The sequence below is a fragment of the Pseudoalteromonas rubra genome, assembly GCF_005887115.1.
Lineage (GTDB): Bacteria > Pseudomonadota > Gammaproteobacteria > Enterobacterales > Alteromonadaceae > Pseudoalteromonas > Pseudoalteromonas rubra_F.
This window is the reverse complement of sequence record NZ_PNCJ01000013.1, coordinates 118439-144875: the sequence shown is the minus strand read 5'-3', so window position 1 is coordinate 144875 and position 26437 is coordinate 118439. Positions and strand designations below refer to the sequence as shown.

At 50.2% G+C, this 26437-nt stretch carries 23 protein-coding genes; 14 read left to right on the top strand and 9 right to left on the bottom strand.

Going from position 1 to position 26437, the window contains the following annotated elements:
- Positions 1–16 precede the first annotated feature (16 nt).
- Positions 17–2824, bottom strand: coding sequence for a PqqD family peptide modification chaperone (locus tag CWB98_RS09455; RefSeq protein WP_138544644.1), 2808 nt, complete (start codon positions 2822–2824; stop codon positions 17–19).
- A gap of 9 nt (positions 2825–2833) precedes the next feature.
- Positions 2834–3772 (bottom strand): GlcNAc-transferase family protein, encoded by a 939-nt coding sequence (locus tag CWB98_RS09450; RefSeq protein WP_138544643.1) that lies wholly within the window; start codon positions 3770–3772, stop codon positions 2834–2836.
- A 295-nt stretch (positions 3773–4067) separates the two neighbouring features.
- On the opposite strand from CWB98_RS09450, the gene CWB98_RS09445 reads away from it, so the two are divergent.
- The 4 genes from CWB98_RS09445 (at position 4068) to CWB98_RS09430 (ending at position 7086) form a co-directional block, all read left to right on the top strand.
- Positions 4068–4958 carry a PD40 domain-containing protein gene (locus CWB98_RS09445; protein ID WP_138544642.1) on the top strand — a complete coding sequence of 297 codons (891 nt, stop codon included), beginning with the start codon at positions 4068–4070 and terminating at the stop codon, positions 4956–4958.
- 153 nt (positions 4959–5111) lie between these two features.
- Positions 5112–5621, top strand: coding sequence for a hypothetical protein (locus CWB98_RS09440; protein WP_138544641.1), 510 nt, complete (start codon positions 5112–5114; stop codon positions 5619–5621).
- Positions 5614–5841 (top strand): helix-turn-helix transcriptional regulator, encoded by a 228-nt coding sequence (locus CWB98_RS09435; protein WP_138544640.1) that lies wholly within the window; start codon positions 5614–5616, stop codon positions 5839–5841. Before CWB98_RS09440 ends, CWB98_RS09435 begins: the two co-directional genes overlap by 8 nt.
- Positions 5842–6219: 378 nt before the next feature.
- On the top strand, positions 6220–7086 hold the full coding sequence (locus CWB98_RS09430) for a PD40 domain-containing protein (RefSeq protein WP_138544639.1): 867 nt from the start codon (positions 6220–6222) through the stop codon (positions 7084–7086).
- A gap of 42 nt (positions 7087–7128) precedes the next feature.
- Here CWB98_RS09430 and CWB98_RS09425 read toward each other — a convergent pair whose 3' ends face one another.
- Both CWB98_RS09425 and CWB98_RS09420 read right to left on the bottom strand, forming a co-directional pair.
- Complete coding sequence (locus CWB98_RS09425) at positions 7129–7461, bottom strand: putative quinol monooxygenase (RefSeq protein ID WP_138544638.1); 333 nt, start codon at positions 7459–7461, stop codon at positions 7129–7131.
- A complete protein-coding gene (locus CWB98_RS09420; protein ID WP_138544637.1) occupies positions 7451–7672 on the bottom strand; it encodes a DUF2798 domain-containing protein in 222 nt (73 codons plus the stop codon). Before CWB98_RS09420 ends, CWB98_RS09425 begins: the two co-directional genes overlap by 11 nt.
- Before the next feature lie 87 nt (positions 7673–7759).
- On the opposite strand from CWB98_RS09420, the gene CWB98_RS09415 reads away from it, so the two are divergent.
- Positions 7760–8620, top strand: coding sequence for a LysR family transcriptional regulator (locus tag CWB98_RS09415; RefSeq protein ID WP_138544636.1), 861 nt, complete (start codon positions 7760–7762; stop codon positions 8618–8620).
- Positions 8621–8778: 158 nt separating this feature from the next.
- On the opposite strand, the gene CWB98_RS09410 is transcribed toward CWB98_RS09415, so the two are convergent.
- Complete coding sequence (locus CWB98_RS09410; RefSeq protein WP_138544635.1) at positions 8779–9810, bottom strand: hypothetical protein; 1032 nt, start codon at positions 9808–9810, stop codon at positions 8779–8781.
- 318 nt (positions 9811–10128) lie between these two features.
- Between CWB98_RS09410 and CWB98_RS09405 the strand changes: the two genes are divergently transcribed.
- The 3 genes from CWB98_RS09405 to mutM all read left to right on the top strand — a co-directional run bounded on the left by CWB98_RS09405 (position 10129) and on the right by mutM (position 13155).
- Positions 10129–11772, top strand: a complete 1644-nt coding sequence (locus CWB98_RS09405) for a methyl-accepting chemotaxis protein (RefSeq protein WP_138544634.1) — start codon at positions 10129–10131, stop codon at positions 11770–11772.
- 85 nt (positions 11773–11857) lie between these two features.
- A complete protein-coding gene (locus CWB98_RS09400; protein ID WP_138544633.1) occupies positions 11858–12346 on the top strand; it encodes a hypothetical protein in 489 nt (162 codons plus the stop codon).
- Positions 12346–13155: a bifunctional DNA-formamidopyrimidine glycosylase/DNA-(apurinic or apyrimidinic site) lyase gene (gene mutM / locus CWB98_RS09395; RefSeq protein WP_138544632.1), complete on the top strand. Its 810-nt coding sequence runs from the start codon at positions 12346–12348 to the stop codon at positions 13153–13155. Before CWB98_RS09400 ends, mutM begins: the two co-directional genes overlap by 1 nt.
- Here the strand turns inward: mutM and CWB98_RS09390 are convergent.
- Positions 13152–14282 carry a M20 family metallopeptidase gene (locus CWB98_RS09390; protein ID WP_138544631.1) on the bottom strand — a complete coding sequence of 377 codons (1131 nt, stop codon included), beginning with the start codon at positions 14280–14282 and terminating at the stop codon, positions 13152–13154. The genes mutM and CWB98_RS09390 overlap by 4 nt on opposite strands.
- 188 nt (positions 14283–14470) lie before the next feature.
- On the opposite strand from CWB98_RS09390, the gene CWB98_RS09385 reads away from it, so the two are divergent.
- The 5 genes from CWB98_RS09385 (at position 14471) to CWB98_RS23935 (ending at position 22350) form a co-directional block, all read left to right on the top strand.
- Complete coding sequence (locus CWB98_RS09385) at positions 14471–15418, top strand: ATP-grasp domain-containing protein (protein ID WP_138544630.1); 948 nt, start codon at positions 14471–14473, stop codon at positions 15416–15418.
- 58 nt (positions 15419–15476) lie between these two features.
- Positions 15477–16871, top strand: a complete 1395-nt coding sequence (locus CWB98_RS09380; protein ID WP_138544629.1) for an ATP-grasp domain-containing protein — start codon at positions 15477–15479, stop codon at positions 16869–16871.
- 75 nt (positions 16872–16946) lie between these two features.
- Entirely contained in the window at positions 16947–19538 is a 2592-nt protein-coding gene (locus tag CWB98_RS09375; protein ID WP_138544628.1) for a M14 family zinc carboxypeptidase, read from the top strand.
- Positions 19539–19620: 82 nt separating this feature from the next.
- The gene (locus tag CWB98_RS09370) at positions 19621–22095 is read left to right on the top strand and encodes a cation:proton antiporter (RefSeq protein WP_138544627.1); all 2475 of its coding nucleotides are present in this window, start codon (positions 19621–19623) and stop codon (positions 22093–22095) included.
- 81 nt (positions 22096–22176) lie between these two features.
- Complete coding sequence (locus CWB98_RS23935; protein ID WP_171039557.1) at positions 22177–22350, top strand: hypothetical protein; 174 nt, start codon at positions 22177–22179, stop codon at positions 22348–22350.
- A 64-nt stretch (positions 22351–22414) separates the two neighbouring features.
- Here the strand turns inward: CWB98_RS23935 and CWB98_RS09365 are convergent, their stop codons facing one another.
- Genes CWB98_RS09365 through CWB98_RS09355 form a run of 3 tightly spaced genes read right to left on the bottom strand, consistent with a single transcriptional unit; the run spans position 22415 to position 25024 of the window.
- Positions 22415–22912 (bottom strand): DUF3299 domain-containing protein, encoded by a 498-nt coding sequence (locus tag CWB98_RS09365; RefSeq protein ID WP_046005369.1) that lies wholly within the window; start codon positions 22910–22912, stop codon positions 22415–22417.
- Between the two features lie 10 nt (positions 22913–22922).
- Positions 22923–24341 carry an ABC transporter permease gene (locus CWB98_RS09360; protein WP_138544626.1) on the bottom strand — a complete coding sequence of 473 codons (1419 nt, stop codon included), beginning with the start codon at positions 24339–24341 and terminating at the stop codon, positions 22923–22925.
- A complete protein-coding gene (locus CWB98_RS09355) occupies positions 24338–25024 on the bottom strand; it encodes an ABC transporter ATP-binding protein (protein ID WP_138544625.1) in 687 nt (228 codons plus the stop codon). The genes CWB98_RS09360 and CWB98_RS09355 overlap by 4 nt, the downstream gene beginning before the upstream one ends.
- Positions 25025–25219: 195 nt before the next feature.
- Here CWB98_RS09355 and CWB98_RS09350 point away from each other — a divergent pair, with 195 nt between their 5' ends.
- Positions 25220–26323 carry a phosphoribosylaminoimidazolesuccinocarboxamide synthase gene (locus CWB98_RS09350; protein ID WP_138544624.1) on the top strand — a complete coding sequence of 368 codons (1104 nt, stop codon included), beginning with the start codon at positions 25220–25222 and terminating at the stop codon, positions 26321–26323.
- Positions 26324–26437 lie beyond the last annotated feature (114 nt).

The following is a 26437-nucleotide window of genomic DNA, read 5'->3' as shown; positions in this document are numbered from 1 at the left end:
CTGTAATGGTGCTTTCTTATTGTTGCGCTTTGGTAAATGGTTTTTCTCTAAACCAGGCGCTGATAATGTATTTGAAGCCCGATTCAACCGGCTGGCCGCAGTGGTAGGTGTACTCGTTGGGTTTACCCAGCGGCGACAAGTTGTTCCAGCACAAGGCCATGCCGGTACGCGGCGTGACCGTAATATCCAGCTGGGTAAAGTGCGTGTCCCCGCCGCTAAAGTCATCGTTTAAATAGACAACGCATGTCCAGGTGCGTTGGCCGACACTGTCGAGGCATTTTTGGTAGCTGGGGGATGACTCGTGAAAGAAATCACAATGCACTTTGTATTCCTGTCCGGCGCCATAGCGCTGGATCTGTAAAGACTCCAGATACGCGCTATCAATCCCCATCAGGGCACTGATCTTATTTTTTATTCTGATATTTTCCTGGTGACTGATCTGTTCCAGGCAGGCGGTATAGGAGGTGCGGTAACCCTGATTGCTGTCGCCCTGCTGGTCAACGACGGTCGAGGGCTGAAAGTGGCCTTCTAAACCCGTTATTAACGATTGGCATTCCTGCTCAGAAAAGGCACCCTCAAGACGGTAGATTTGTGCGCGTACATCTGCAACGCGGATGCTGGTGGGGTTGCGTGTGATGGCGATGTTGGCAAAGGCAAAATAGAGGCTAGGCTTGGTCTGTGTGCTTTCACGCAGGCTGGCATCTTCTATTTGCTCGGTCTTTATTTTAGGTTTGAATCCATACATGGCTTTTTCGGCCATTTCCATGGCGTAGCCAGATTCAATCAGATCTCTGTATACCTGCGCCTTGCTTTCACCGGCCTCAAGCTTTTGGCTAACCCATTCAATTAAGTCAACAGAGGGGTTAATGTTAACCTGAGCATATCGCTGTCTGTTGTCTGCTCTGTCTTGATTTGTTGGAAAAACGCCGGGCAAAGTCAATTGAGTACGTTGTTTATCAAAGCGCTTAAACTGGGGGATCTGCAAAGGAGACAGCACGGAGATATCGGTTTGGGCTTTATCCGCGCAAAGCGGCAGCGTGCTGAGCGTCAAAGCATCGGGTGTAATCGAGACGGGATTAGCAGAGGCTAACCAGCTGATCAGGTGCGTTGTCTGAGTCTGACTCAAATAAGGGGTTCGGATCAGCCCCTCGTTCAATAGTACTGATAACACCTGTGCGGCAGAGTGCTGACCTGAAGGGAGTTGCTCAGTGGCAATAACCAATTGATCAACCTGATAGTGTCTCTGCTCATCGCAAGGCAGTGGTTCACAGATATGATGCAACTGGCCAGCAAAATAGGCGCTGGTTACGGGCTGAGTGTGCAATGCTTTACGCTGCTGCGCAGGAGTTATATGTGGGGCGCGAACGGCCTGAACATCGCCATTACTGGTTAACTGAAAGCGGCCGTAGCTGAGGACTTCGACGTGCTGTGCACCCGGGGTCTCAAGGCTGACAGAGTTGTGGCTGAGATCTGAACTGCAAACCGCAATCACCTGATTGTTCACCCTAAGTAGCAGGCCGCTGAGGTAAGTGGCATGTTGCGTGGTTGAAGCCTGGAGCGTTTGCAGCAATTCAATTAAGCGGTACAGAGCCTGATCTGCGTAAAGTAACTCCGCATCCTGCTGAGCATCCAGATACACGCTATAAAATTCCCGCTCCTCGCGCAGCTCTAGAAGGTGCTCCCAGTTGACGGGCCAGTCACTCCGGAGCTGGGGAAAGAGACGTTTAAAGTCGTTGCGCAGCCTGTCCTGCTCGATGACCACGACAACGGCTTGTCCTGCCACATCGAGCCAGAGCGGTTCACGCCAGTCGCGCAGCAAGCCTTCCTGGCTGAAGCTTGCCGTGATAGCCTGGATATCGGCTTTGGCATGGGCCACATCGGTCCCATACTGACGATGCAACGTGAGCGCGATGTCGGATACTGACTGGCTCGCTTGCAGCCCCCGCCAGATGGTGCTTGCTAAGGGGTCGAGCAAAAACCAGCTGTCGTGAAGTGGGCTGTTAATAAACACCTGTTTGTCAACCTGAAAGCCTTGGGTGACGGGGCGCGTGTTTGGCTGCGTCTCGGGCACATACTGCGGCGATGGTGAGCGCGTTGGAATACTGGCACACCGACTGAGTGCCACATAATCTCTTTGCCAGCGTGGCTTAAGCTGCACGTCTCCCAGTGGCAGTTTTCCCGAGATAGCCAGCTGATTAACAATATAGCCGGCATGATCGCTGATACTGGCGCAATTTCCGCCTACCTCAGATGCATGAAACGCGCCGGATGACTGCCAGCGATAGACATAAAAAATATCTGCCTGCGGCAATATTTGCGTGTGTTTATCGCCTCCCAGCGCACGAAACAGCGCTAAATCAATCGCACTGACATCATGCTCTAAATAACCGCCAGTTTGCTGCCACACCGTGCGTTCAATCGCCAGGTTACATTGATAAAGATTTTCAGAATACTCAAGTTCATGGTCGCTGTTTTCCAGCCAGGCCTGGCGGGTATGGAAAACGCCATCGCGGATCTGCGCGGCGCTGACGCTGAGCCGCCAGGGCAGATATATATCATCGTCCTCCCAGGGCATTAAGATGTCACCTGTGCAGTAACTGGCAGCCAGATTGAACTTTTTACCCAAAGGAACAACGCGGGTCGGCAGGTTGATAACGGTCACCAGCGGGTGTTCGAACAGTAAACGATGCCCGCTGAAGTCATTGAGTACAATCAGCTCTTTCTCACCGGCATAATCCTGGCGCAGAAACGATTCAATGGCCTCTTCCAGCAAGTGTGGGCGGCCAAAGGTACAGCAAAAACAGGAAATCTTAGGTAGTGACATAGTGTTCCTCTAACGCGTCGCCTGCGTTTCTTTGGCCAGGGGGAAAAGCTCGCCATCCCGGTATTCGAGTGCCAGCAATGACAAGTATTGCGAGGTTGTTCGGGCCTTGCCCAGCGGGAAGTACTCGACAGGAAAACTGTCATGGGCCGGGTCAAAGGTGTTTTCAATCAATGCACGCAGGCGGATCTGCGCACGGGTATTCAGCGCTACCCATTTAGCGTCGTCATTCCAGTGTACATGCTGCTCGAATACGGGTTTCTCTTTACCGTACTGGTGTAATACCAAGTGCTGAGACGGGATAAAGCAATCGTATCCTAAGGTCCAGAGTTTGAGCGAGTGGGTAAATTCTTCCTGATTAAAGTACATGACAGGGTCTATCGGTAAATCGTGATTGAGCTGGCCTTGCGCGAAGTAAAAACCACAGGCACACAAGTGACTGGCAATGGGGCCTGTGTGCTGTGCCGAATCAGCGTCAAAAAACGGCTCGAAACGGACACTGCCATCCATGACTGGCCCCACTTTTAATCGGGCAATGGGCGTATCTGCGAGGGATGTCTGCGCCCGAAAAGGGGCTGGATAGGTGGTGAGTATGGGTTTGTCACTCGGGCAGCGTGCTAACTCTTCTATCATAAGCCTGTCCCAGTTAGCGACGAATCGGGTGTGGCTGTCTATGGAGAGTACATAATCTTCGTCACGATATAAGTTTTGCGCCACATGGCGTGCCCAGCATACGCCTTGCGCTTGCTCAACGGGCACCGCAACCAGTCTGATATCGGCATCAAGTTCAGAGGGGAACAACAAGTACTCATCCAGCCCGGGGATATACTGCCAGCACACACCAAAAACAAGCCGCTGCGGGTCGCTCGCATTATCGACAGCACTCTTTATGGTTGCCAGTAACTCAGGATCCCGGTAGGCCGCAATTTGGACGAAAATAGACGCATTCATAACAGAGTTACCCAATCTACTGTCTGTAAAGCGTAGATGAAAAACCCGCTGATATCACGGTACTTACTTACCTTCTGGGGCGGTTTATCTGCCACACAGCGGCTGCTAATCACACCTGACCTACTCTACTTATGACTCAAGAAATCTCACCCCAAGCCAAGTTAAAGCTTTGATAAATATATTTTTAATTTATTAGAAGAATAAAATCAGTGAGAAGTCACACCCCAATCCAGTGTTTGACTCTGGTATGGGTAATGTCAGGGCTGATATCACTCATTTATCTGGAGAATAAAGAATGACGCCTCAACAATTAAAGTTGCTTGTGCCCGTTATGGGCTTGTTGCTGTGCAGCAACAGCCATGCTCAAGGTGTGCTGCCCGGATTGAACGGCCTTTATCTGGGCCAAAACCCTCCCGGACTTACGCCCAAAGTGTTTGCCCCTGGGTTAGTGTCGACGCCCGACTGGGGAGATGCGGTACATTTTGCGCCGGATAAAGAAGTGCTTTATGTGTCCCGATGGCGGGTGAACAAAGGCCAGCGTGAAACGACGTCCGTGGTATTCAAAAGAGTCGCCGAAGGCTGGCAAAAAGTCGTGACCAAGCAAACCGGTCGTGCGCCATATTACAGCCCGGATGGTCAAAGGGTGTTTTACGGCAAGCAATATAAAACGCGCACCTCAGACGGGTGGTCTGAAATGAAAAAGCTCGGTCCCGCATTTGATGAAATCCCTATGATGGGTCTTAAAATGTCGCGCAAGGGCACCCTGGTGTTCGACGAGTTTACCCGCGACGGAAATGGCATATTAAGGTATGCAAACTGGGATATGGGTGAATGGCAGGCGCCAAAAGCATTCAGCAAGGCAATTAATACCGGTAAGTGGAATGCCCATCCGTTTATTGCACCCGACGAGTCTTATGTTATGTGGGATGGTGAGCGGGAGCAGGGGTTTGGCAGCTCCGATCTTTATATCAGCTTTCGACAGCCTGATGGCGCCTGGGGTGAGGCGATTAACCTGGGTGAGCGGGTCAATACCGCCGCCGAAGAAGGGGGACCTCAGGTGACGCCAGATGGTAAATACTTATTTTTCAACAGAATGGTTAAGTCTAAAGGAGAAACAGGCGAAGCGCAGTCCGACTTGTTCTGGGTCGATGCAAAAATCATCGACGAACTCAGGCCCGTTTATTGAGACTTTGAATGTTCAACTCCGCATGAGCGATGACGCCCACCAGGGCTGTGATGTCATGCATTTATAACTAGAAGTAAAAGATATTTGACATTGGTTGGAATTTTGACCAGTATAAAGTCAAAGATTTTTTACTTTGAGTTAAGGATGGTAGTCATGACAAGCAATGAAAAATTGAAAGTGCTCAAGGCGCTGCTCGACTCGCTGAGCTTTCGGGATCTGACTTTGACCCTAGATCTTTTGGTGACGGGGGCTGTGGTCTATTTCTACGCCTCCAGTCTGGTGATGGCTACAGCAGAACAGCTCGCCAGTGGGGTTTGGATATCCCAACTGCTCGTTAAGGTTGTGGGTGTTTCGATTGCTTTGTCTATTGTCAGTCAGCTACTGCTGGAGCTGGTCAGTGATGGCGAAGTCGATCAGCCTATGGATGAGCGAGAAAAACAGGTGTCGCTGGTGGGCAATAAATATGCGTTATGGACGCTTCAGGCCGGGGTCTGTTTTGCGATTGGTCAATATGCTTTTGAGCAAAACGGTATGGGGTTTGCCGAGCGTGCGCCGTTGCCGTTTTTCACGCTACACATCATGGTTGGCGCCTTTTTGTTGGCTGAATTGGTTAATTACGCTACTCAGCTGATCAGAAACCGTATGGTGACACGTTATGGCTGAGTGCACTATCACAAACCAAATCAGAACCCTGAGGTTTATGGCAGGTGAGATGACCCAAAAGGAACTGGCAGAGCGCGTTGGTGTGACCCGGCAAACTATTATGGCAATTGAGGCGGCAAAATACTCACCATCACTGGAAGTCGCCTTTAAAATTGCACAGGTATTTGGCAAGCCGTTAGAAGCGGTCTTTCAGTATTCGGGAAGTCGTACCGAGCTGTGAGTCTGGTATTTTATTGCGCCAAATACTGAGCTATTAAGAGCAATCGCGGGTATCTTGAGTTTACCGCAATGATAACCCGCTCAGGTCTTAATGAATGGACGGAAATCATCAATAAATGTAGCTCGGTTTACCGAGTAATATGCGTCATACCTACTAGCTGCTATGGCAGCTATCGCAAATAGTCCAGCGCTCTGTATCCCGACGTTTTTGAGCTGAGTAATACACGCAGCCTGCAAGTATATTAATTTTTATCTATTGATTTAATTGCTTTTTAATTATTTCAGCGAAACATCAGTCTAACTTCATGTTATACCCAGTGGATTCTTTACGCTGAGCTGGTATCAATTATCGCGGCTTAGCCAAAGGAGTTTTACTATTATGAAGCCAATCACTTTACTGATGGTGCTGATGTCAGCATCACTAATGAGTACAGAGAATCAGGCCAAACCGGCCTTAGACTCGCTCACCGGGCCCTATCTGGGGCAAAAAAAACCGGGTGGTGTTCCACAGATATTTGCTCCAGGGGCGGTTTCTTCCAAACACAGAGATTACAATGCCTTCTTTTCGCCTGATATGACGGAGTTCTATTTCACTCGCAGGGATAACGACACAGGTAACTGGACCTTAATGTCCTATGTCCAGCAGAACAATCAGTGGCATGAACAGGTAGTGGGCCCACGGGTAGGACGTCCGTTTCTGGCTCCGGACGGAAAAACCATGCATCTTGGAAAATATTATATGGAGCGCACAGCTTGTGGTTGGGGGTCGTTGCAAGTGCTAGGCTCGATGTTTGACCGCAATGATTGGGGGATTATGCGTCTGACTTCCTCGAGCAAAGGGACTTATATTCTGGACGACTACAAAAGTGGGGATATCATCCGAATTTCTGAAGTGGTTAATGGCCAGCGACAGCCTCCCGTTGCGTTGGGCCCTGAGATCAATACAGGCAAGTACAATGCACATCCGTTTATAGCCCCTGATGACTCTTACATTATCTGGGATGGTCAGCGAGAAGAGGGGTATGGCGATAGCGATCTATATATTAGCTTTCGAAAAAAAGACGGTAGCTGGGGTAAGGCGATAAACTTAGGGCCTCAAGTGAATACCTCCGGCAGAGAGGCTTCAGCCAGTGTAAGCCCCGATGGCAAGTATTTATTCTTTAACCGCAATGTCGCGTCCACAGAAGGGGATATCTATTGGGTGGATGCGCAGGTGATTGAGCAACTGAGGCCAGACCAAAAATAAACTCAGGCAAAAGCCCGCATTTTGCGGGCATTTTCGTGTGCCTTACACGTCAAGCTGAGTCATAAAGTGCAGCTCAACGGGAGTTGCCAGAGTCTGCTCATAAAGTTGATAGACTTTTTGGGTATATGGCTGGGCATGGTGGAAATCAAAGTCATGGCGCTGTGAAAATCGCTCAATGAGCATAAGCTGTGTTTTTTCCTTGTTTTCATAAAGCTCAAATCGCTGACAGCCAGGTTCACGTCGGGTCACTTCGGTTATTGCCTCAAGCGCCGCTTTACAATCTTGGTAGCAGTCGGGTTTTGGATTAATATAGGCGACCAGATTGACGGTGCCATTGTGCTGGGACTGGTTATTAGGTGCATTGTCAGTTGTCATTGAAAATCTCCAGAATACAGTGTGTAAGTGTTTGAACAGGGCCGCTTAGCAGATATGCGGTGACCAGCGCTACAGGCCAGGCGTGTAAAAATGCGCTGAACCAGTGCGGTACAAACCTGGCGCTAATGCCCAGATTTAAGTACGTGACCCAGCCTGATACCAATGCAGACAGGCAGAATGAAAAGAGGGTCGTAAATATCAGTTTTTGCATCTTGGCTCCTTGGTTACCCACCCATCATATCCGCCGTCGAAAAAAGCGGAATATCAGAAATCGAAAGGTAAGATTAAGGAAATCCCTATGCTCGATGATCTCTTGCTCTTTGTCGAAGTTGCCCGGCGTGGAAGTTTTGCCAAAGCGGCAGAGGCGTTAGCACTCAGTGCGCCGACGTTGTCGAAACGCCTCGCCGGGTTAGAAGCCAGGCTTGGGTACAGCCTGATGATCCGTTCCGCACGGGGCGTGATGCTCACGTCTCACGGACATGCGGTGTATGATAAGGTCGCAACACAACTATTAGCACTGAACGCGCAATGCACTGAGTTACTTAATCCGCAGGTCAGAGCGTTTCATTTGTTGTGTCCGCAGAATTTGATCAATGGCCCGCTGTATCCTGTGGTTGAGTCTTTTCAGCGTGCTTATCCAGATCTAACACTCCATATTGAGCCAGATAATACCAATGTACTAATGAGTCAGAAGCGATTTGACGTGATCATCCGGGTGGGCACATTGCAAGACTCCAGTTGTTTTCATACCCGGGTAGGCCAGATTGGGGTCAAGTGTGTGGTATCAGCGCAGGCAGACGAAGTAAGCACTTTGTTTATGCCCTTTAAAGCGGAGCAAGTACCGGATTCACCCTCCTGGCGATCACTATTAGCGCGTTTTGATCAGGTTTCATACGTGGGAGATATCACCCTGGCCAGGCAAATGGTTTCATCCGGGTTAGGTGCGGCCATTTTACCTATGACAGAAGTTGCACAGCTGGATCAGCCATTTCACTATCTTGGCGAATGGCAACACATGCGTCCGGTATATGCTCTGTGGGCAAATACACGAAAACCGCCGGCTATGGTGCAGATTTTCGTCAACCAGCTGAAAGCGTTTTGTGCCGACTCGCAAGTACTGCAGGGCGAACTATGTGAAGGGCTAACTGACCTGAAATAAGAAAGAGGGTTAAGGAAGAGAAAACGCGCACTTAATGTGCGCGTTTATCAGTGCCGTCGCGAAGGGGATTGTTTAGTACACCGTACTGCGAACCCTTCAGCTTATAAAACGATTAGTCCGCTTATCTGGATCACTCATTTTTCATTTTTTTGCCAAATTTACAGATAAAGTCCAAAGCGGGCATCACCCTCTTCGCGATAGGTGATTTGGGTATCTGTTTCACCTTGCACCGCCAGATAGCAGCTGCCGTAAGCTTCTGGCACCTGATAATTGTTTACGGGAAGCTCGCTAAAGCGCTGGTAACCATTTTGGCAATATAAGGCCACAGTACTGAGGCTGCCATTGTCTGCACTGAGTGAAAATGTACTGCGGTTAAGAAAATGACGCCAGGTGCGCGACTGAACCAGCTTCGATTTCACCGTATTGACTGGCTGTGCCGCCAGTTGTTCATTAAGTTGCGTTTTAAATTCAGTGACGGTCTGCCTAGATAACTGTTTGTTCTTGATGTGGCGCATCTTTAGCAGTGTATGCAGCGCATTACCATATTGCTTATTGTAAAGCTCCAGGTTCATCAGGCTTTGCATCGACATCAGAGCAAGATCGGGTTCTAAAAAACGATGCATGTCTGTCGCTTTGCGAAGTTGTAGCTCGTAATTGTGCCAGTCCTGAATATTGTAAAAATAAGCACTGGATAGCCAGGCTGTATATGCTTGCTCAGCGATATTTCTGGTATATTTTTCGGTCAGCTCAGCCAGCGCAGGTTTGGCTTCGCTCAATTTATTCCCGACGATTAATTGTTTGGTTTGATCAAAGTATTTGGTATAGGTAGTGGATACGTTGTTGTTTGAGTGCCTCGTGAAGGTTTTATAGTGCCGTAAATAGAATTGTGATGAGGATGCTATTTTTTCTCCATTCAGGCTGGCTACAGTGTAGTTTAGTTGCTTCAGGTACAACTCGGTTCTACCAAAGTATCTGGGATCCTCAGACTCGAGTAAAATATGTGTCGGCTTACCATCCAGTCCGACCATAAAATCTGAATTTACCCAGGCTTCATTGCGGCTACCGTCTTTGGCTTCCACGAAATCGCTGGTATTGGCGTTGTCTGTCAACTTTGGTGGGGTAAATAGCGGCTTTGCGTGTGCTGTTGCTGACAATGTACAGATAAGCAGAGAAAGGATCCGTTTGTTCATGTTAAATTCCTGACACACTTAACTTCGTTTGAATTAAGTGTCGATTAAATGCTTTGTGTAATTGCCCCCAATTATACCCAATTTGAACCAGCCATGTGTACGCCCGTTTTATTTTTACTCTGAGCGTACGTTTTACCTCGAGTTCCACGCTTCATGCTGATGCAGTCGTTATGTCATGCTACGTTTGGCCAAGTAAACCTCCACCAGTTACCAGTGTATTGTTTTTTCTATGATGATAATTTATTTATTCAACTTTACAGCGTGAAGTCCTACGACTAACTTAGAACTTTCAATATGTTGCTATCATGGAGGCACAATATGGTGCAGTGGTTAATGGGATTGTCGGTGAAAAGCCGACTTATAGTGGGGTTTGGTATTGCGCTGGCGCTGCTGGTAGTGATGACCATTATTGGCAGCAATCGGGTGGCCTTTATCGATCATACATTAACAGAGATCACCGATGTCAACTCAGTTAAGCAACGCTACGCCATTAACTTTCGGGGCAGTGTACATGACAGAGCAATTGCCATTCGTGACGTGGCAATCGCCAGAAGCGCGTCAGAGGTGGCTGAATATGAACGGGAAATCGATCAGCTGGCACGTTTCTATCAGGACTCAGATGCTAAGATGACGCAAATGATTAACTCCGGCGGACACTTTAGCGCCCGAGAGCGGGAGATCCTGGCTCGGATCGAACGGATTGAATCCAGCACACTGCCGCTGATCCGCACCATACTCAGCAATAAAAAAGCTGGTCAGCCTGTTGATGCGCTGGTGCTGGATGAAGCCCGTCCGGCATTTATGACCTGGCTCAACGTTATTAACGAGTTTATTGACTATCAGGAGCAGCAAAATCAAACACTGACGCCGGCAGCGCGAGAAGCCGCTGGCGGGTTTTCGCAGCTTATGTTGTGGTTTACCGTTATCGCTGTTGCCATTAGTGTGCTGGTGGGATGGGCTATTGAGCGCAGTTTTCAGCGTTCTTTGGGTGGCGAGCCACAGGATGCAGCCGCCGCTGTGACACGCATTTCAGGAGGCGACCTGACGGGTCAGATCCAGACCGATTATCCAGACAGTATGTTAGATTCTGTCTGTCGGATGTCCGGTGAATTAACCCGTATTGTGACCAGTATTAAAGAGGTGTCTGAACAGCTGTCTGTTCAGGCTTCGACTGTGTCGGGGGCTTCCGGTGAGATCTATGACGCAGCACAGCATCAGGCGGAGGCCACCAGTAATACTGCAAATATGCTCGACTCTTTGCGAGAAAACATGATGCGGGTGAGTGATATCGCCAAGCAAACAGAAGAAAACTCCACACAAACGGTCACCTTCGCTGATCAGGGACGCCAGGCAATCCGTAATACTGCTGAGGCAATGGATACTATTGCGCAGACGGTGGATGGCACGGTGTCACAAATCCAGAAACTGGCTGAGCAGACCAAGCAGATCGGCGGCATTGCCAATGTGATCAGTGGCATCTCTGAGCAAACCAACCTGCTGGCACTGAACGCCGCAATTGAAGCCGCACGGGCTGGTGAATCTGGCCGTGGCTTCGCGGTGGTTGCTGACGAAGTACGCCAGCTGGCGCGTAGAACCTTTGAAGCCACAGATCAGATCGAAACCATGATCCGGGAGGTACAAAGTGAAACCTCTGCCACGGTGGCAGCGATGGAAAAAACCCAGCCTCAGGTAGAGCATGGCCGTACCCTGACGTTTGAAGCCACCGAGCTGCTGGAGCAAATAGATACGCAGGCACAGAACTCCTTGTCTCAGGTGGGAGAAGTGGCCAGCGTCGCTCAGCAACAGGCCTCGGCTATCAATGAAGTGGCATCGAACATGGAAGAGATCACACTGGCCGCTCAGGATGCGATGAGTGCGTTGAACGACAATAAACAGGCAACCAGTAAGCTCACAGAAATGTCCGGCGTGTTGGGTAAAAATATTGGCTTCTTTCGGATCTAAGTGTACTTACCACGACGTGAGGGATAAAATTCGGGGTCAAAATGAACCCGTCAGATCTCGGGTATGAACGAGCAGTGGAGCAGTTATGCGTTTGAGTCGTAAGGCCTGGAATAATGTGGTGATCTTCTCCATGTTGATCATGATCTTTTTTCTCAATGGGATTCATCAGAAAATGAATCCGTCCGTCGAGGAAACGGGCAGTATGCCGCTTTTTGAGCAGCAGAGTTTTGTGCTGGCGCTGGGCTTTCCGGGTTACAAGATTGAGCGTATTGGCACCTCCTGGCGACTCAGTGCTGATGCGCAGGCAAGCTGGCAGGCGCAGCCCGCCGCACTGGACGCGTTAGTTACCCAGTGGCAGGAAAGTGAACTGATATTGACTGACAGCCCGGGATTGCCCGTCAGTGCGGCACTGAGCGTGGCTCAGTTCTGGCTGGCTGGCAGTGAACTACCTGTCAGCTACCAGCTGTACCACCACCAGCAAAGTTATTATCTTTTTGCCCGACAATCACAACGTTGGTTCAGCCTGAGCAAAACCCAGGCACAACAATTATTTGCCCCAATAGAGTTGAAGTAATGCCAGAATTACCAGAAGTAGAAGTGAGCCGTTTAGGCATTGAACCCCATATTCTGAATCAAGCTGTCACTAAAGTTGTAGTGCATCAGCGTAAGCTGCGTTGGCCAGTGCCCGAACAGGTGAGCCTGCTGGAAGGACAGCATATTGACGGCGTGCATCGACGGGCTAAATACTTGTTGCTTGAGAGTGCTCAGGGTACCGCTATTTTGCATTTAGGCATGTCGGGTAATTTGCGGGTGGTTGATAAGGACAGCCCGTTAAAGAAACACGACCACGTCGAATTCCATTTTGAAAATGGGCTGGCCTTACGCCTTAATGATCCGCGCCGCTTTGGGGCATGTCTGTGGCAATCACCGGATGAAGTGCATTCGGTGTTTGCAAAGTTGGGTCCCGAACCACTGACTGAGGTGTTTACGGCCGAGCATTTATATGCTGCCAGCCGGGGCAAGAAAGTCGCGATTAAACAGTTTATTATGGACAATCACGTGGTGGTGGGCGTGGGTAATATTTATGCCAATGAGTCTTTATTTAAAGCGGGGATCCACCCAAAGCGCGAAGCAGGTAAAGTGTCTTTGCAGCGCTATCAACGCCTGACCCCCATTATCAAAGACACACTGGCAAGCGCCATCAAACAAGGTGGGACGACCCTTAAGGACTTTGCGCAAAGCGACGGTAAGCCAGGCTACTTTGCGCAGGAGTTGCTGGTCTATGGGCGTAAAGGCGAACCCTGTGTCAGCTGTGAGACTGAACTGAAGGAGATCCGCCTGGGTCAGCGCAGCACCGTCTATTGCCCCCAGTGTCAGCGCTAACTGTCACTGCTTAACTCAGCTTCCGGTTCAGCCTGGTAACACAGGCTTGCCAGGATCTGAGTGACCTGCTCAATACGCAACGCAAAACTGGATTTGATCGCACGTTCATGAATGGTGTGATCCCCATCACCATAGGGTCCAAAGCCATCCAAAGTTGGCGTCCCCGTAGCGGCTGCTGTATTGGCATCGGACACCCCGCCACGATGCTCAACAGGTAGCTCATAGCCCAGGATCTCATTGATCTCATTCAGTAAAGCTGATTGTTTGTCTGTCGGGGCCATGACGCCACGTTGCAAACCGCCTTCTAACTTAACCGATACGCCGGTGACTTCAATGGCCAGGCAGATATTTTCTATGCCCTCGAGTAGTCGCTGTTGTTCAGAGGCTTTAGTAAAACGCGCCTCTACCACCATAGTAGCTGACGGGGAAATGGTATTAGCACCAATGCCCCCGTGGATTTTGCCCACATTGACGGTGCTGCCACGTTTGAGGTCGGTCAGGGCTGACATCTCCATCAGCATGTTTGCCAGTGCAAAGTTCGCATCAATACCATCCCTGTAGTGGTTACCGGCATGCGCCGCTTTACCGGTAATGGTAATGGTATACGTGGCTATGCCTTTACGAGCCACTACCAACTCATGGTTTTTTCCTGCTGCTTCAAATACCAAACAGGCATCATACTGTTTGGCGATTTTCGTCGTCAGTGCTTTGCTGTCGTCACTGCCAATTTCCTCGTCGCTGACCAACAGCCAGTCAATGTTATGGAGTTTGCCATAGGTGTGTTTGAGCTGACGCAGTGCGTTCAGCGCAACCCAGTTACCGCCTTTCATATCGCATACACCCGGACCATAAACACAGTCATCGTCCTGGCTGAATTCGACAAACGTATCAGGTGGATATACGGTATCCAGATGACCCAGCAAGAGGATCTTTTTGCCTGCCCCTCTTGGTGCACGTAATAATAAATGATCACCAATATGCTCTCGCTGATAGCGGGTGAGCGTATATCCCAGTGGCGCAGCCAGCTCAATCATCTGTTCACCGTGCGAATCCACACCAGCTTTATTTTTACTGTAAGAATTACAACGAATTAAAGACGCGAGTTCATTAAAATCCAGACTATCCATAACAGGTCCTTGCGGTAATTTTGGCCCATCGTGGCGATTTTCGATGACAGTCAGGTGACGGAATTATGAACAGTTTTTGGATCCTGATAGGTACAGAAAAACGATCAAAAATCTGTCACACAGTGACCTGTAAAATAGCGGTCCTGACCAAAATTTATGCACCTGTTCAAGGACCAAGGAGATACTTTATGACACGCTCTGTCGCGGCACCGCACGTTGGCATCTGGATGTACGAAAATGGTGGAGGGCGCGAGATTGAGCAGCGCCTGGTTCACGCGTTGGCCGAACGCGGGATCCAAACCAGCACTGGGCTCAATCTGCGTGATGCTCGGGCAAAAGATGGCCAGATCATCTGTAATGGCGTAGTGATGGAACAGCTGGATGCGTTTTTAAGTTACAACGCAGGCCAGCAAACTCAGTTTCAGGTGTATCTCTATCAAGCGTTGAGTCAGGCTATCCCAACGCTGAATAACTACGAGGCGTTTGCGTTGGCAGAAGACAAATTCCGCACTTCTCATTTACTCAATAGCCAGGGGATTTGCACGGCGGATTATCGGCTATGCCATAAAAACGACATGGATGGCCTGAAACAGGCACTACGAGATTTTGGTGGCAAGCTGATCTACAAGCCCACCGATGGCTGGGGTGGTGTTGGCATTGTCAAAATTGACAGTGAACAGGCACTGGACATGCTGTTGCCATTTTTGAGCCGTACCGACTTACGTTACTTCTATGTGGAGCGCTTTATTGACTACGACAACACCGATTACCGCATTGATGTGGTGGATGGCAAGTTTGTCGGTTGTTATGGCCGTAAAGCGCCAAAGGATGACTGGAAAACCAATATCACCAGTGGTGGATCTGTGTTTGTCCGTGAACCTGACGACGAGGTGGTTGATCTGGCGATCCGTGCTGCCAATACCTTGGGGCTGGAGATTGCCGGCGTTGATCTAATCTACGATCGCGAGCGCGAAGAGTACGTGGTGCTGGAAGTGAACACCATTCCTGCGTTTGCGACACCTGAACAAGAAGCATTGGGGATCAATTTTAACCAGGCCAAGATAGATGCCATGGTCGAGCTGATCGAGCGCACAGCGACCCAAAAAAGCGCCCTGCATACGCATAAAGTGGCCTGATGGCCATGCGACCGACTTATTTTACTAACCCATTAATTTTGCCAAGGTGGCCCGAGCAATGACTGCAAAACCCAAACTCCCAAAGATTGGACTTCTGTATCTGGATTATGTCTTACGCTTTTTCGACAAATCCAACTTTAAAGGTTGGCCAGATAAAATCGAAACTGTGGTATATCACTGGGGCAACGACAAAGCGCGTTTTATTGCCGAAGTGAAACAAAAGAAAATCGATGTGCTGATCGGTAATATTCCTGCGACAGCGTATGAGACGTTCCGCGAAATTGCTCGTGCGTTGCCACATGTGCGTTTTTTACCCTCACTGGATAGCCAGTTTTCAAACAAGTCAAAAGAAAACGTGACCCACTTCTGTCGTAAGTACAAGTTGCCGGCGCCACATACCGAAATCTTTTACGTCCCTGAAAAAGCAAAGCGTTATCTCAGTCAGGCCACCTACCCAAAGATCATTAAGCGCTCTTATGGTCCCTCAAATTACGGCGGCTACTTTGTCCACAAAGTGGATAATTATGACGAAGCAATGGCGCTGTTGACGGAGAAAAAATACTACCCGGCTTATGTACAAGACTTTGTGCCTATGGAAGCAGACATTCGTGTCATGCTGGTAGGCCATAAGCCGGTATGCGCTTTCTGGCGTCGTCCACCGGAAGGCGAATGGCTGACCAATACCAGCCAGGGTGGCAGCATGGATTATCAGGCAGTGCCAAAATCAGTGCTTAAGCTGGCCACAGCTGCTTCGAAAGCGGCGAATGCTGAGTACTGGGCGTGCGATATTGCATTAGGTAAAGATGGCAAACTGCGGATCCTGGAATGCGCCACGGCATTTGCGGCGTTTCCTTATATTCGTGACTGGATTGGTCAGTATCTGATGTGGTTACTGTCAGATGGTCATTTCCGTAAGCCAACTATCCCTCTTTATAACTGGGAGGAGCTGGGCAAAATCGATTCGCGTTTGCTGCGTACTATGCGTCATATTGGGTTCTCCAGCTATACGCCAAGCCAGGACTGTGGCGAGACCTTCCATGGCATGGATGAACAACACTTTCCAATTCTGGATACCCATTATCAACGCATCGAAGAATGGCCAAGTGAGATCTGGAATTTACAAGACAACTTTGTACTACAGGCCAAATCGGCACAGGCCAAAGCCCTGCAACCTATTCCGGGCAGTGATGAACAGGCTGGTCTGGAGCTCAACAGTTACCCGGCGCCAGTGTTTGATGATGCCCAGATCAGGGAGATCCTCGCTCAGGTAAAAGGCATAGGTGACAAGATGATCGATGAGATCATGACCACCTTTGGCGCACATGGTGTGGTTGAAGCCTTGAATACCGAGCCACAGCAGTTATGTGTTGTAAAGAATCTAAAGGACAAGAAACTGGAGAAGATTGTTGCTCACTGGCAACAGGTGATGCCTGCCGGGCTGACCACACATTAGTGCTTTCTGGCTGTACCGGGTCAGGCTGCCTGATCCGGGTTATGGCTTTTCGTTTTATGTAACTGAGCAACCGCTATGAAAATCCAATATGCGTCCTATCAGGACACTATAGAGTTCCTGCAAAGCGCCATGAGCGCACATCCCCATCTGATCCGTTTACAGAGCATAGGTGAAACCTGGGAAGGTCGACCGATCATGCTGGTGACTATTTCCCTGGATGTGACCTATGCCGATGATAAACCAGCGTTACTGTATACCGGCTCTATTCATGCCAGAGAGTGGATAGGCAACGAGCTGGCGGTGAAGTTTGTTCAGTATGTAATTGATAACTATCGTTTTAACCCTAAGCTGCAACATGCTTTGACCCGCAATACCTTGTACATGGTGCCCTGTCTTAATCCCGATGGCTTTGAGTACTCCCGTAACCACTTTTCGTTTTGGCGTAAGAACCGGCGCAACAACGGTGATGGTACTTTTGGGGTGGACTTGAACCGTAACTTTGATGCCAAGTTTATGCGTAATCAAAATACCGGCTCGAATACCTATGGCGGTCCTCATGCGTTTTCTGAACCCGAAACTTGTGCTATCCGTGACTTTGTGGAAAGTCATGACAATATCCGCATTGCACTGGATTACCACTCGCAGGGTAACGTGTTTTTCCCCGCGCATAAGTTTAATCATGAGGTGGAGATCGAAGGCACGGATCTGAATGTGTTGTGCGCTAACATGAACCACGAAATCAAAAAGGTCACCGGCCGTCAATATGGGATCCACCGTGGCAAGCCGCCGGCTCAGCTGATCCATGGCAGTGGCCGTGAGTATTATTATCGCAAAGGGATCATTGCCACAGTGGTTGAGGTGGGCACACGTAATATTCCGGATTACATGAAAAATATGTCCGAGAGCGTGGCCGAGAATATTCCCGCCGTGCAGTACGCTCTGAGTGAAGCCATTAATTACTCGCCGCTGGCGCCTAAGCGGGTTGAAGGGTTCACCATCAAATCCGTGGCCCATGACAGTGTTGAGCTGGAGTGGCAGTACGAGGACCGTGACGACATTTATTTTGAATTGTATCGCAGTCAGCACAATAAGAATCCGTGCGGTGAAGAAACTCTGGTGGCCATCACCAAAACACAGAGCTTTATCGATCGCCAGCTGCTAAGTGGACACAGCTATTTTTACAATATTCGCGCCGTAGACAAGGTCACTAAGATCAAATCGCCATTCAGCCCAGAGCTTAGGCTGAAAACCCGTCTGGGCCGCACCGAAAGCGCTCGTACCTTGTTTCCTTCCCGAGAAACGGTGGGTTATTTATCGCAGAATAATCAGGCCAAAAACAAAGAACACTTTGGTTATAACTCCATGTTTATCGGGGTTGATAAGAAGCGTGGGATCAGCATGGGGGTGGTGCAGTTTGATCTCAGTAGTATTGTGGAAGGTTCGCACATATTAAGTGCCCAGTTCTTTATTTACCCGATGAACCGGGTGGCTGCCAAAATTGAAAAATATGGTGAGTGGTCGGTGGCTATTCTCGATGCAGATCAGGTTGAGGACATCTATGACTACAGCTGCATTGCCGACGCTAAGCCTTTGCATACGTTGGGACAAACCATAGAATCGGATAAGCTTACCCAAGGGATCTGGATGAAATGGCTGTTTAACGGCGTTGAGCGCAGCCTGCTGGCCAAGCTGCTCAAGCAAAAACGGTTGTTACTGCGCTTGCAGGGGCCCAAGAAATTGCCGCTGGGCAAAGACTCTCAGGTGATGCAATTCGATATTGGCTATGGCTCGTTTGGCAGTGGGTTGCACTATCGGCCCAATCTGGAACTGGTGTATCAGTTACCTGAGCAGCAGCTTGCTCTGAGTCCGTTGTCCTGTAATACCATTTACAAAGACAAAGTAGTCGCCGATAAGCTGGCGTCTGGCTTTGATGCCGAAGGCGATATTGTATATGGCCAGATGTCGTTTGATCTGAATGTAGACTTGCCCGTTGATCGTACCGTATTTACCAATGCCTGCCTTACCGTACGCTGCTGTAATTCCATTGCTTCGGCGCGGGATGTGCGCTTTACCATAGAACTGGTGGAGCTCAGAGATGTGGACTACCAGCATGTGAAGCAGCGTCAGAAGATTGAATACATCGGCTATGAGGTGAGCAATGAGCAACTCAGAGAACGTGCTGAACATCACTTTATTTTCGATAGTTACAGTTTGCAGGAACTGGAACGTCTGCATCAGGCACAGACACCATTTTACTTTATTATCCGTGCCACCGCGGAGTCGCAGGCTACCGATGCACTGGTAAACTGGACAAACTGTCAGGATCAGCAGCCGGCACAGCTGAAGATAGACTATATCGAACGTCGCAAACATCCGGTGGCTGCGCCCCATAACCTGCAAACTCAGGTCGAAAATGGTGTGGTTAAGCTGACCTGGGACAATGAAGCAGACGAGGATCTGGTGGGGTTTTTTGTGGTGCGTAACCGTTTTCATCCGCCGCGATCGCCGTTTGATGGGGTGAAGTTGTACGGCGGACCGGATAACTATACGTTGGACAACTTCGGCACGCCGGATATTGCTAAGTATTACGCGGTGTTTAGCTATGATGATGTGCCCAATTACTCACAGCCGGTAACGATTTATTATCCGGGCAAAACCGAGCGCTGAGTTTTTTACGTTTAAACTAACAGGGCCAGCCTGGGTGAACTAAGCTTACATCATTGTGAGCGTGGTGATTAAGGTGGCTGGTGTGCAGTTTGAATCTGGCATTCTGGTCCTGGTGTTTTTGATCCTGGCCCTGTTTATTGGTGCACTGACCCGCCATGTCCTGAAAAACACCCAGATCCCTTACACCGTGGCGTTACTGGTGATTGGGATCTGCATCGGCCTGGCGCAGCGCGGTGAGGTCTTTGACGGCGATATGCAGATGATGGGCGATACCCTGACGCTGGTGGCCGACATAGACCCGCACCTGTTTCTCTTCTTGTTTTTACCTACTCTGATCTTTGAAAGCGCCTTTGCCATGGAAGTGCATTTATTCCGGCGCATGTTTACCCAGATTGCCATTCTGGCTGTGCCGGGTCTGATGCTGGCCATCTGGCTGACGGCCGAGTTATTGCATTTGAGCGTGCCTGAACACTGGCAGTGGAGCTGGGCCATGTGCCTGATGTTTGGTGCCCTGATCAGTGCCACCGATCCGGTGGCTGTGGTGGCTTTACTGAAAGAAGTGAGCTCGCGCAAACGCCTTGAAACCCTGATTGAGGGTGAGTCTTTACTTAATGATGGGACCGCCATTGTGTTTTTCAGCTTGTTTTATGTCTGGGTGCTGGCCAGCAGTGGTGGTGAAGGCGCGGCGATGGCCTCGCCCTGGCAAGCGGTAGGCCAGTTTGCCGGGGTCGTCTTGGTCGGGCTGGCGATAGGTTTGGTGCTGGGTGGATTATGTATTATGTGGATCGATCGGGTGTTTAATGATCCCATGATAGAGATCACCCTAACCATCGCAGCCGCGTATTCGGCCTTTTTTATTTCCGAGTCGTTCCATGTATCCGGGGTGGTGGCAGTAGTGACGCTGGCGCTGGTGCTGGCGAGTGTCGGACGGACTCGGATAAGCCCTGAGGTTGCCGGATTTTTACATCATTTCTGGGAAATGATGGCACATATTGCCAACACCTGTATCTTCCTTCTGGTGGGGATCCTGGTGGCCATTCGGGTGCCGCTGGATGACCTTTTGGCATGGCAGACACTGGGTATCTTGTACGTGGGGATCATGCTGATCCGGGCGGCCTCCATCACAGTATTTACACCTGTATTAAGCCGTATAGGCGTGGGTATTACGTTCGAAAAAGCCAGTGTATTATGCTGGGGAGGTCTGCGTGGCGCCGTCTCATTAGCACTGGCCCTGACCGTGGCTGCCAGCGAGGCTATCCCCAAGGAGGTAAGCGATCGCATGTTGTTTTTATGTGCCGGGATTGTGGTACTGACGATTTTAATTAACGGCGGTACTATGGGCATGCTGCTGAAGTTTCTGCGCCTCGACAGTCTGCCTCCGGCCAAACAGGCTACAGTGGACAAAGCCAATCAGCAGGTTGCAAATACCTTGCAAACCATGTTGCCGACCATGATGGACAGCCCGTTTTTACGGGGCGCTGATTGGCAACAGGTGAAAGCACAGGTCAAACTGGGGGCGATGGCACAGTCAGACGCCGCAACACCAATAGATAAGGACGATCTCAATACCGCCTTTTTACGTCGCCTGCTGGAGACGGAGCGAAAACACTACTGGACACAGTTTGAGCAAGGGACCCTGGGTAAGCGAGCAACCAACTTGCTGGTTGAAGCCGTGGAGCAGGCACTGGATGGCGAGCCCTGCATTGGGCCGCGCGATACTCTGTTTGCGACCTGGCAAGTACCGGGTTGGCTTGAACGACTGCGTGGCAGTGCCTGGTTAGAGCGTGCATTGCTGAGGTTGTATTTTGAGCGTCTGGTGGTGGGATACGATGTGGCACGGGGGTTCATTCAGGCCCAGGAAGCACTGGAAAGTCACATTGATACCCTATCGCCAAACACACAAATAGCGGCTCAGGTACGTAAGCAGGTTGAGGACAATATTGCTCAGACCATAGCGCGCATTCATGATCTTCAGGAGACGTTTCCGGATATTGTTCAGGCACTGCAATCCCAGGCGGCTACCCGATTACTGCTTAACCGGGAGCGTGCGGTGATTAATGAGCAGCTAAAGCTGGCAGTGCTCGATAAACCCGAAGCCAGTCGTTTGCTCGAAAGTGTCGAAAAGCGTATGGCGGCATTGCAAAAAGTGTCCATTTTTCGCCAGACCGAAGCGGCGCAGCTGGATCAGCAGATCCCCTGGCTGCATGGCGTAGCACATACCACCCGGGAGCAGATAAGCAGCTGTCAGGAGCGAGGTATTTACGATGCCGGGCAGGCTCTAATCAAGCAGGGTAAGCCGCTGAATAAACTGGGGGTCATATATCGGGGCAGCGTACGAGAAGTAGGCTCCGGCACTGACGGGAGTAGTCAGGCAGTTGTTCGGGGGCCAGGCGAAGCTTTGGGGGTTACGGCCTTGCTGACAGGCACTTCGGCGCTGGATTATCTGGCCGAAACACCGTGTGAAGTGATGTGGATCCCGGTTGATAAGCTTAAGTCACTGATGCAGGACGATCCTGCGTTGATGCGCATACTTTGCCAACAGCTGGCGCAGGGGTAGCTTTGCACTTGGTTGAAATGTGTGCAATGGTGGTTAAGTGCCTACGAGCACACACTACAGATACCAATAAGGAAATAAACTATGAAACTACAGTTAAACAAAAAATCGATAAAGCAGCTTGGCAAACCAGCACGTACGCTTGCTGGCGGCGAAACACCTCAGATTGCGGGTGGTGCATATCGTACCGCATGGTCTACCTGTAACACGGCAATCGACCAGTGCGATACTTTCCATTTCAGAAGTTGCCTTTGCTAAAGGCTGATTGGATACATTATCGGTGGCTCAACTCTGAGCCACTTTCAGATACATCACCCGGCGTTTATAGTTCAAACGGTGCGACGCCAACCGCGTCCATTTGATATCCAGTTTGTGCCAGGTCACCTTTCCAGGTTGCAACTTTCATAGTGCCAGTCACGGTAATGGCATCATACAGGCTGTCGATGGGCACGCCGTTCTTGATTTTAACGTGGACAATCTGATTAGGCGGCGGCGGTGGCACGTGAATACAGGCACCAAAGTAGGGCACCAGCAGGAATTCAGTGATCACTTCACTGTCACCTTCCAGCGGTACCACAAACCCGGGTAAGCTCACTTGTTTGCCATCCAGGCTTTTGACCACGGGCGCATCCAGGTCCGGCTGCACCCAGTTTTGCTGGTCGCCATCATGGCTGGAGGCAGCGTCCTGATTGCTGATCTGGACATGGCCCTGAGGGATCAGGTCTTCCCAGAAAATTTCTTTCGGGGGTCCTGCCTGCACTTGTACTGAAATGAGCAATAGCGCAGTACATAGCCAGAAAAAAGTGCGTAATGGTGTCATTCAAAACCTCTTATAGCTTAATGCTCATGCCATCGCTGAGCGAATAGAAATAGGCCCGGGTTGCAGGCAATATGCCCATCAGTGTACCGGCCGCCATAATAACGCCGATCAACATCAGTTCATAGTGACTGAGCAGTGAAATACTCAGGCTGATCCCAAACTGGCTCTGCAGTGTGCCCTGCGCCAGGGCGATCAGCGTGTAAAACAAGGCAATGCCCAGTGCGCAACCTGCGGCAGTGATCAAGATAGCCTCACTAGTCATGAGTGCAAAAATATGCCGTGGCCGCGCGCCCACAGAGCGTAAAATGGCGAGCTCTCGGCGACGCTGGTTAAGAGTGGCCAGTAAGGTGGTGAGCATACCCAGCAGACTGATCAGCACCACGACACCTGAGAACAGCAACAGGATCTTTTCCACCAGACCTAACATACGCCACAACTCACGTAATGTAACACCCGGCATAATGGCCAATAGTGGCTCTGCTTTGTAATTATTGATATTTCGACGGATTTGCAGGGTATAGAGCGGTGATTCCAGCCCCATCAGAAACGCGGTGATCTGTTTTGGTGCGCCAATCAGGTCGCCGTGCAAATGTGCGGGGGCTGGCACAGCGACAGCGGCGGTGTCGGGCTTGTCATGACCGTGGCCATGCTCATCGGCATGGTTGTGATCATGGCTGTCATCGTGCTTATGTTCATCTGCATGGCCGTGGTTATGACCGTGATTGTGTTCATGCGCATTATTATGATCAGTTGACTGTTTCGGCTTACCTATCATGCGGGGCGCTGATTTAGGCTGGCTATGCATGGCCTCGATAGCCGCCAGGGGCACGTGTACGGTCTTATCGACGGGTGTACCGGTAGGCGCCAGGATCCCCACTATGGTCATCGGGTTATCGTCGTGATGGTGGAAGCTGGTATTGCCCATGCCGTGTGAGATCACAATTTGCTGACCAAGCTGGTAGTGCATTTTACTGGCAACCTCGCTGCCCAGTACCACTTCCTGTGCATTGACAAACGCGCGGCCCGCGGCAAAGGTCAGGTTTTGTTTTTTGCCATAGCGAAAGTGTTCAAAGTACGCACTGTCGGTACCCAGCACGGCATGTCCTTTGTGGCTGTCACCCAAGCTCATAGGTATGCTCCAGCGCACACCTCGTTGAGCGCGGATATCCTGGTAACTTTCCCAACTGACGCTATTGTTGGCGTGGCCAATACGAAAAACACTGGAAAGCAGGAGCTGAATATCACCGCTGCGCGCGCCGACGATCAGATCGGTACCCGAGACGGTATTGCTGAAACTGCTTTTGGCCTCCTGACGCACCCGCTCGATGGAAAGCAGCAGCATCACACTGATGGCAATGGTAAACAGGGTCAGCAGTACACTGGCCTTACGATTGAGCATACTTTTGGTTGCTAACGTGACTAACCTCATTGATTCACCTCGTTCATTTCAACCAGACTCAATTGTTTATCAAATAAAGGTGCCAGACTATTATCGTGGCTGACAAATAGGATAGTGGCACCATACTGGCTGGCTTGCTGGAACAGCAACTCAATAAAGGTATTGCGGTTGTCGGCATCCAGTGCTGAGGTCGGTTCATCGGCGATGATCAGTTCAGGCTGACCGATAAACGCCCGGGCAGCAGCGACCCGCTGTTGCTGGCCAATACTGAGCTGTGACACTGAACGCAACATGATTTCCGGGCTCAGCCCGAGCGCTTGCAGTAACTGTTGGGCCTGCTGGGTCAGTGTGTTACCAGAAGCACTGACGCGCTGAGTGCGGAGTTTAGAAAAATTGCACCCCAGCATCACGTTTTCAATTGGGCTGAGATAGGGCAACAAATTGAAATTCTGGAATATGGTGCCGATGTGATCGGCTCTGAATTTGTCTCTGGCGGCATCGCTGAGGTTTGCCAGGTCAGTATCCAGTAATTGAATATGTCCAGATTCGGGTTTGTTTATACCGCTGAGCAGCCCCAGTAAAGTGGATTTTCCGCTGCCACTTGGGCCATGTAAAAACACCCGCTCACCAGCGGCGACTTCAAGTTTAGGTATATGAAGCGTGGCATCGGCTGCTCCGGGCCAGCGAAAAATCAGGTCGTTAATTTCTAACATAGTCTCACATCAATGGCGGATCACGCCCGCATCATAAAATACTTGTGCCCGAAGCTAAACCTGCCTGCGGCATATCGCTGATCAGTGCGGTAAAGCAATTGTGATTTAGCGGCTGCTCGACTATCATACACCGCTCTAACCCCCTCTGTATTTTGCGTCCTTTAGCAAGACGCAGCCGTTCTCTATGGAGATACAATGAGTAGCTACAAAGTTCTAGACGTCAATGACGATCTACCCATTCGCACCAAAGGTGCTGTGCACAGTGGTAAAGTACGTTCAGTTTATTGGTTAACCGACCAGGACAGCGCCCGTTTAATCAAAGAAAAAGGCTATGATGTTCCAGCAGGAACTGAGTTGGCGATCATGGTGATCTCGGATCGCATCTCAGCCTTCGACTGCATCTGGCAAGGCGAAAATGGCCTCAATGGTGTGCCGGGTAAAGGTATCGCACTAAACAGTGTGGCAGCCCATTGGTTCAAATTGTTTGATGAGGCCGGACTGGCCGGTAATCACATCGTGGATATTCCACATCCTTACGTGTGGATCGTGCGTAAAGCCAGCACTGTGCGCGTCGAAGCCATTGCCCGTCAGTACATCACTGGCAGCATGTGGCGCGATTACAGCAAAGGTGTACGTGAGTTCTGTGGGATCAATCTGCCAGAAGGCCTGAATGCGCATCAGAAGCTGGATGAGGTCTTGATCACCCCATCAACCAAAGGGATCATTCGTGGTCTGCCAGATGTACCGGAAGTGGACGATGTGAACATCACTCGTCGCAATATCACGGATAACCTGGATGCGTTCAACTTTAAGTCAGAAGCCGATGTAGCACGTTATGAGCAGTTATTGACCGAAGGCTTTGCGCTAATCTCTAAAGAACTGGCTCAGCTGGACCAGATTTTTGTTGATACCAAATTTGAATTTGGTTATGTGGAAGACAAAGATGGCACAGAGCGCCTGATCTACATTGATGAGGTAGGCACACCGGATTCTTCACGGATCTGGGATGGCCCAGCCTACCGTGATGGTAACATTGTTGAGAACTCAAAAGAGGGCTTCCGCCAGCTGTTGATTAACAATGTGCCTGACAGCGATGTTCTGCTGAACAAAGATCGCATGACTGAGCGCGAGCAGCTGGCTGCCAGCTACAAGCTGCCAGAGCAGGTCATGATGTCTGTGTCTGACACTTATGTCGGCATCGCCAGCAAAATTGTCGGCCAGCAGTTAAGCATTCCTCACAGCCCGCGAGATGAAGTGATTGCAGTGCTGGATAAAGAGTACGGCCTGATCGACGCCTGAATCGACTAGTACTTTTCTGAAAAAGCGGCCCGGCGCCGCTTTTTCCATTTTGACGTACCGAACTCTCTCACACTTCGCCTTAGAAACACCTCCTTGGTGCTGCGTCTTCTTAGT

Coding starts and splice junctions, on each gene's coding strand:
- CWB98_RS09455 (WP_138544644.1), bottom strand. CDS start 2,824: ATGTCACTACCTAAGATTTCCTGTTTTTGCTGTACCTTTGGCCGCCCA.
- CWB98_RS09450 (WP_138544643.1), bottom strand. CDS start 3,772: ATGAATGCGTCTATTTTCGTCCAAATTGCGGCCTACCGGGATCCTGAG.
- CWB98_RS09445 (WP_138544642.1), top strand. CDS start 4,068: ATGACGCCTCAACAATTAAAGTTGCTTGTGCCCGTTATGGGCTTGTTG.
- CWB98_RS09440 (WP_138544641.1), top strand. CDS start 5,112: ATGACAAGCAATGAAAAATTGAAAGTGCTCAAGGCGCTGCTCGACTCG.
- CWB98_RS09435 (WP_138544640.1), top strand. CDS start 5,614: ATGGCTGAGTGCACTATCACAAACCAAATCAGAACCCTGAGGTTTATG.
- CWB98_RS09430 (WP_138544639.1), top strand. CDS start 6,220: ATGAAGCCAATCACTTTACTGATGGTGCTGATGTCAGCATCACTAATG.
- CWB98_RS09425 (WP_138544638.1), bottom strand. CDS start 7,461: ATGACAACTGACAATGCACCTAATAACCAGTCCCAGCACAATGGCACC.
- CWB98_RS09420 (WP_138544637.1), bottom strand. CDS start 7,672: ATGCAAAAACTGATATTTACGACCCTCTTTTCATTCTGCCTGTCTGCA.
- CWB98_RS09415 (WP_138544636.1), top strand. CDS start 7,760: ATGCTCGATGATCTCTTGCTCTTTGTCGAAGTTGCCCGGCGTGGAAGT.
- CWB98_RS09410 (WP_138544635.1), bottom strand. CDS start 9,810: ATGAACAAACGGATCCTTTCTCTGCTTATCTGTACATTGTCAGCAACA.
- CWB98_RS09405 (WP_138544634.1), top strand. CDS start 10,129: ATGGTGCAGTGGTTAATGGGATTGTCGGTGAAAAGCCGACTTATAGTG.
- CWB98_RS09400 (WP_138544633.1), top strand. CDS start 11,858: ATGCGTTTGAGTCGTAAGGCCTGGAATAATGTGGTGATCTTCTCCATG.
- mutM (WP_138544632.1), top strand. CDS start 12,346: ATGCCAGAATTACCAGAAGTAGAAGTGAGCCGTTTAGGCATTGAACCC.
- CWB98_RS09390 (WP_138544631.1), bottom strand. CDS start 14,282: ATGGATAGTCTGGATTTTAATGAACTCGCGTCTTTAATTCGTTGTAAT.
- CWB98_RS09385 (WP_138544630.1), top strand. CDS start 14,471: ATGACACGCTCTGTCGCGGCACCGCACGTTGGCATCTGGATGTACGAA.
- CWB98_RS09380 (WP_138544629.1), top strand. CDS start 15,477: ATGACTGCAAAACCCAAACTCCCAAAGATTGGACTTCTGTATCTGGAT.
- CWB98_RS09375 (WP_138544628.1), top strand. CDS start 16,947: ATGAAAATCCAATATGCGTCCTATCAGGACACTATAGAGTTCCTGCAA.
- CWB98_RS23935 (WP_171039557.1), top strand. CDS start 22,177: ATGAAACTACAGTTAAACAAAAAATCGATAAAGCAGCTTGGCAAACCA.
- CWB98_RS09365 (WP_046005369.1), bottom strand. CDS start 22,912: ATGACACCATTACGCACTTTTTTCTGGCTATGTACTGCGCTATTGCTC.
- CWB98_RS09360 (WP_138544626.1), bottom strand. CDS start 24,341: ATGAGGTTAGTCACGTTAGCAACCAAAAGTATGCTCAATCGTAAGGCC.
- CWB98_RS09355 (WP_138544625.1), bottom strand. CDS start 25,024: ATGTTAGAAATTAACGACCTGATTTTTCGCTGGCCCGGAGCAGCCGAT.
- CWB98_RS09350 (WP_138544624.1), top strand. CDS start 25,220: ATGAGTAGCTACAAAGTTCTAGACGTCAATGACGATCTACCCATTCGC.